Below are 5,152 nucleotides of genomic sequence, written 5' to 3'. Positions count from 1 at the left end.
GACCCAGTGCGCCACAACCTCGCCGTTGCGGCCGGGACGGGTGCTGCCCAGGATGATGCCTACCTTCAGCATGTCAATGCTCCCTCAATCGGTTACGCGAACCACCGTAGGGAGACCTACTGAGATAGTGAATGCGCTGCTGTCCAACATTTATACGCCAACGTCTCAGGCCATAGACGTCGACGACGACAAACGCGCCGCCATCCTCGCCCGCCGCCAGCAAGGAGGGGAGGGCTCTCTTCCCGATGCCCGGACACCGCTCCGCGCCCGAACCAGGCAAAATCCCAGGCACGCCTGCCTCCCACCCTCGGCCGCCACGACGGCCTCGGCGCAGACGCCGCCGAACGCATCACCCGCGAAGACGACCCCGCCGATCGCCGCCGCTGATCCCAACGGCTTCGCGGCTCATGACACATTTGTTACCGGCAGGCCTTTCACCGTGGGATGTCCATCCCCACTGAGCGCGCCCAGCAGGCGCAGCCCGTCCTCGGTGGGGCTCCCGGCTGCCGCGGACAGCACCAGCAGCTCCATGCCCGATTCATCCGGCAGTGCAAAGTTCTCCTGGTGCAGTTCCAGCAGTCCGACCAGCGGGTGCCGGTACGCCTTGCGTCCATGTGTGCGGGAGCGCACGTCCGCGCGGGCCCAGAGGCGGCGGAAGCGCTTGCTGCCCATCGCCAGCTCGCCGATAAGCGAGGCCAGGCGCGGGTCGTCGGGGTACTTCCCGGCCGCCAGGCGCAGGTGCCCGACCACGTCGAGGGTGCATTTCTCCCAGTCGGCGTACAGGCCGCGCTCGGCCTCCTCAAGGAAGATGTGCCGGGCGGTGTTCAAGCCCGGCATCACCCGGCCGTAGAGGAGCCCGGCGAGGCGGTTCCCCGCGACCACGTCCAGCCGGTGGTCCATGATCAGGGCGGGCGCGTCGGTGACCAGGTCGAGTACGCGCAGCAGCTCCGGCCGCAGGCGCCCGCTGGGCAACTTCGCGCGGCGGCGGCGCTGCCGGGCCAACCGGTACAGGTGCCCGTGTTCGGTCTCGTCGAGGCCGAGGACGCGGGCGAGCGCGTCGAGGACCTGTTCGGAGGGCTGGGTGGCGCGGCCCTGCTCCAGGCGTACGTAGTAGTCGACGCTGACTCCGGACAGGTGCGCGACCTCTTCGCGGCGCAGCCCTTCGACGCGGCGGCGGCTGTCGGTGGGGATGCCGACGGCGGAAGGGTCGACCCGGGAGCGCCGGGTGCGCAGGAAGCCCGCGAGATCGTCCATGCCCCCCAGTATGGCTCCGGTAACGCACGTGAAGGTGGTCCTGCTGTTACCAGGAAGTCCCGTCCGATGGAAGAGGCGCCCCTGAACAACGAGGCCTCGGCAGCCGAGCATCAATGGCGACACCTTCTTGAAGGGAACAGCCATGAAGACGCTCATCGTCTACGCCCACCCCGAGCCGCGTTCGCTGAACGGCTCTCTGAAGGACCTCGCCGTGTCCACTCTCGAAGCCGCCGGGCACGAGGTGCGGGTGAGCGACCTGTACGCGATGAACTGGAAGGCCGTGGTGGACGCGGCGGACTTCGGAGAGCACGCCACGAGCCCGCTGCAGGTGATACCGAGTTCGGCCGGGGCGTACGAGGCCGGCGCGCTCACGCCCGACGTGGCGGCCGAGCAGGAGAAGCTGCTGTGGGCCGACACGGTGGTCTTCCAGTTCCCGATGTGGTGGTACACGATGCCGGCGATCCTCAAAGGCTGGGTGGACCGGGTGTTCTCCTACCACTTCGCGTACGGCGTCGGAGTGCACGACGAGACCCGGTACGGCGAGCGTTTCGGTGAGGGGATGCTGCAGGGGCGGCGGGCGATCCTGTCGGTGACCGTCGGGGGCCCGGAGTCCCACTACACCGATCGCGGAATCAACGGCCCGATCGAGGACCTGCTGTTCCCGATCCACCACGGGATCCTGTACTACCCGGGCGTGGAGGTGCTGCCGCCGTTCGTGCTGTACGGCACCGACAAGATTACCCGCGGTGACTTCGAGGACGCCGCGAAGGCGTGGAAGGAGCGGCTGCTGTCGCTGGAGACGACCGAGCCGATCGCGTTCCGGCGCCAGAACTTCGGTGACTACGAGATCCCGTCACTGCGGTTGAAGGAGGGCCTGGAAGTGCCGGGCCGCAAGGGTTTCGGCCTGCACGTGCGGGATTAGCTGCTGGCGAGGGGCAGGACGGGCGACCACCCGCATCAGAACGGCCAGTGACGATAACCCGAGCCCCGACGGCTCGCTAACGTCACTGGCCGTTCGGTTGCTGCTCAATCCCCGACGCGGCGGGAGATCGCGCGGGCTTTGGAGCCGGAATTGGAGAACTTCGTCGCGCAGGGCGACCGGTTTGCCGCGCTACTAGATCGGCTTTGGGTTCTTGATACCGACCCGCTCAGCGTCTTCCTGAAACACGAGACGGGTCCTCGACGTAGAGGCCGGACCTACGAGGCGCCCGTAATGAGAGACCATCTTGCGCAGGGTCAGGTCGGCGCTCCAGAACACGGCCACGAGAAGAACCCCCAAAGGGGCAGGGGGTGCCCTCAGGCGTCCTCGCCGGCCGTCGGCGGCGGTGTCACCGCCACGACGGGTGACGAGACGTCCTGTGGCGGGCACACCGGCATCGCCTACGCCACGTTGGGCCGGGTCATCAGCGGCGACCGCAGATGCAACGCCAGATCGGGGCTGGTCAGGGGCACGATGTTCCACGTCGCCACCGCCGTCCCCGCGTCGGCGTCGACCACCAGCCGGACCCGGTGCGGGGTGGTGATGACGCACAGGTCGGCGACGAACGTGTCGCCCTGCCAGGCGCCGGCCGCGACGACAGGGCGGCCGAGCGGCGAACTTTCCCGCCATTCGCCGTGGCCGGCCTCGACGTTGAGGAGCGAGCCGAATCGCAGGAGCCATCCACCGTCCACCGGATCGACGATCACCGTGGTTCCGTCGGGCAGAGCCGAACCCTCGGCGGCGGCGTCGATTCTCGCCTTGGCGGAACGCTCCGGAGCGGCCGAGCCCGGCACCAGCGCGAGTGACAGCCGCCGCAGCCGCTCGGTGAGGATCTCGTCGTCGCGGGCGCTTCCCGCATGGTCCGTGCCGGGCAGCAGGCACTCCCAGATGGCGTCGAATATCTCCTGTGCCTGTGAATTGGCGCCGGTCACGGCGACCACGAGATCGTGTGACGGGACGACCACGCAATGCTGGCCGAAGGAGCCGTGACCGTGGTAGCCGTGGCGCGACCTCCAGAACTGGTAACCGTAGCCGCACAGGAAGTCGGGATCGCCCGATCCGTCCTCCCAGGGCAGAGTGGCGATGTGCCGGCTGGTCGCGAGCTCCACCCATGCGCGCGGGACGAGCCGCCGTTCGCCCCAGAGGCCGCCGCGCAGCAGCAACTCACCGAAGGCGGCGACGGCCTCGGTCGTGAGGTGCAGCCCGTGGAAGGCGAAGGCGGCACCGCTTCCCACCCGGTCCCATTCGGCGTGCTCGACGCCCATCGGCTTGAACAGGTGCTCGTCGAGCAGTTCAGGCAGGGCGCGGCCGGTGACCCGTTCCACCATCCGGGCCAGGACGAACGTGGTCGGATTGTCGTAGGCGTGCCGTGCTCCCTCGGTCTCGGGAAACGGTACGCGCAGGAAGCCCTTCACCAGGTCGCCCGGTTCCAGCCGCCAGGCCTCGGCGAGGCTGTCCGTACGGTGTCCGGTTGTCATGGACAGCAGGTGGTGAACGGTGAGACGGCGTCCCCGCTCCGAGATGCCGGCCGGGACGTGGTCGGGCAGCACGTCGACCACCCGATCGTCCAGCGAGAGCAGCCCGTCGGCGATCGCGAGCCCCACGGCGATCGAGCTGAACGACTTGGTCAGCGAGTAGAGCAGGTGCGGTCGACCGGCCGAGTACGGCGCCCACCAGCCTTCGGCGACGACCTGGCCATGGCGTACGACCATGAGGGAATGACACTCGATGGATCGTGCTTCGAGCCGGTCCAGCAGCGCGGCGATCGAACGGGACGACATTCCCGAGGCGGCCGGGGCGGAACGTGGCAGGAGGGGGCGCTGAGAAGGCACCCAGGCACCCTAACAAATCCGCCCAATCCCCCTCGGCCTGTTCCTCGGCGTCCCTGGTCAGCTTGTTGACGTGCGCGATCTGCTGGTCGGTTTGCTCACGGATGGTGCGGAACTCGGCGTCGGCCATCGCCTGCGCGTGCTCGATCTTGGCGTCGGCTTCCGCCTGGGCGTGCCGGGCCTTCGCGTCAGCTTTCCTCCCGGGTTGCCCGTACCTGCTCCGCGGCGAGGCGCTGAGCGTCGGCCACCCGGCCGTTGGTAGTCCGCTCCATCAGCTCGATCGTCTCGGCTGCCTCCCTGCGAAGGTCGTACGCCGGGGCCGGGGCCGGCGGGCTGCCGGTGCCGACCCGCAGCACGTTGGAGCGGCGGATCAAGGCGCTGGGTCTGGAGACGGCCGCCACGGCGCGGGAGGGCGCGGACGGGGCGCGCCGCCTGCGTTCGGCGGGCGGCGATCCGCCGAAGATCGAGGGTGAGGCGTCGGACTTCATGATTGGCGAGGCTGTTCCGGCCCTTGGCGGCCGTGGTCGCCGGCGTCATCGGGTGATGTGGTGGAGAGCTTCGCTGATGTCCTTACTGGTGAGCGCATGTTCCGGATCGATCAGCCGCTGCGCCATGATGCCGGTGAGCAGTGCCTGGTAGAACGCTCCCACGGAGGCGGGGACGGTGTCGTCGCCTCCGAATATGGATCTCAACCCTTCCCTGGCGGGGTGTCGGTAAGACTCGTGCAGCCAGGTACACGCGATTGAGTTCGCCCAGGTCAGCGGTGGCCCTACTGATCGGTGGGGAGATGGCTGACGGCGTCTTCGAGGTCGGCGTGGGTAGGCAGGGTGTAGCGGCGGGTGGTGCCGAGGAGTTCGGCGACGACGACGATGTCGACGCCCGCGCGCAGGAGGTTGGTCGCCAAGGTGTGCCGCAGGATGTGGGCGGAAAGGGCGAGGGCGCCCGCGTCGTCGAGGATGTCGGCGTCGGTGGCGAGTTCGTCCATGAGCTGGTCGACCGCCCGGGCCGACAGACGCCCGCCGCGGCGATTGAGGAACAGCGCCGGGGTGTCGGCGCCGGGCCAGGAGGCGCGGTCGGTGCGCCACTCGGT

Annotated in this window: 5 protein-coding genes; 1 reads left to right on the top strand and 4 read right to left on the bottom strand. The window is 68.9% G+C overall.

The genetic code is table 11. The annotated features are described in order from the left end of the window. Positions 1–405: 405 nt before the first annotated feature. The gene (locus tag AB0J09_RS55700; protein ID WP_360710534.1) at positions 406–1,254 is read right to left on the bottom strand and encodes a helix-turn-helix transcriptional regulator; all 849 of its coding nucleotides are present in this window, start codon (positions 1,252–1,254) and stop codon (positions 406–408) included. A 142-nt stretch (positions 1,255–1,396) separates the two neighbouring features. On the opposite strand from AB0J09_RS55700, the gene AB0J09_RS55695 reads away from it, so the two are divergent. Next, on the top strand, positions 1,397–2,176 hold the full coding sequence (locus AB0J09_RS55695) for an NAD(P)H-dependent oxidoreductase (RefSeq protein WP_360710532.1): 780 nt from the start codon (positions 1,397–1,399) through the stop codon (positions 2,174–2,176). A gap of 458 nt (positions 2,177–2,634) precedes the next feature. Here the strand turns inward: AB0J09_RS55695 and AB0J09_RS55690 are convergent, their stop codons facing one another. The 3 genes from AB0J09_RS55690 to AB0J09_RS55680 form a co-directional block, all read right to left on the bottom strand. Next, the gene (locus AB0J09_RS55690; protein WP_360710530.1) at positions 2,635–4,065 is read right to left on the bottom strand and encodes a serine hydrolase domain-containing protein; all 1,431 of its coding nucleotides are present in this window, start codon (positions 4,063–4,065) and stop codon (positions 2,635–2,637) included. A gap of 185 nt (positions 4,066–4,250) precedes the next feature. After that, positions 4,251–4,550, bottom strand: a complete 300-nt coding sequence (locus AB0J09_RS55685) for a hypothetical protein (protein WP_360710528.1) — start codon at positions 4,548–4,550, stop codon at positions 4,251–4,253. A 281-nt stretch (positions 4,551–4,831) separates the two neighbouring features. Next, positions 4,832–5,152 (bottom strand): tyrosine-type recombinase/integrase (locus AB0J09_RS55680; RefSeq protein ID WP_360710526.1); only part of this gene is annotated, 321 nt, incomplete at its 5' end.

It is taken from the genome of Nonomuraea sp. NPDC049784, from assembly GCF_040659615.1.
Classification (GTDB): Bacteria; Actinomycetota; Actinomycetes; order Streptosporangiales; family Streptosporangiaceae; genus Nonomuraea.
This window is presented reverse-complemented; position numbering and strand designations above follow the sequence as displayed.